This is a genomic window from Helicobacter mehlei (assembly GCF_007280785.1).
In the GTDB taxonomy this organism is placed as follows: Bacteria; Campylobacterota; Campylobacteria; order Campylobacterales; family Helicobacteraceae; genus Helicobacter; species Helicobacter mehlei.
Genome location: NZ_VKGC01000078.1, coordinates 1 through 339, shown reverse-complemented (window position 1 = coordinate 339; position 339 = coordinate 1). Strand labels below are relative to the sequence as shown.

Sequence of the window (339 nt, the reverse complement as noted above, 5' to 3'; positions counted from 1 at the left end):
ATGGATGCGGGCAGAATCGCCCAAGAATCTAAAGGGCTAGAAACCTTTAAAACCCAGCCCCAAGAGTTTTTAACGCCAGTAGGTAGAGAAGCCCAAATACAAGCCCAAAAGGACTTTAAGAAGTGGCGTAACACGCATATTGCTAACGCCATTGACCGCACGCTCAAAGAAGGCCAACTTAGCCACCTTGATGGCAATAGTGTAGAGCTTAACCTAAGAGAGACCTACAATGGCAAAGATTGGGATTTTAAAGCCCGCATTGATTGGACCAACAACAATGACCCCAGCCAGCCTAGAAGGTGGGTGTTGCAGGATTTCAAGGTGGTGGGGGATGAGCCC

Annotated in this window: 1 protein-coding gene; it reads left to right on the top strand. The window is 48.4% G+C overall.

All coding sequences use genetic code 11. From position 1 onward, the window contains the following. On the top strand, positions 1–339 hold a 339-nt coding region (locus FNE76_RS08380; RefSeq protein WP_185963043.1), incomplete at both ends, for a hypothetical protein.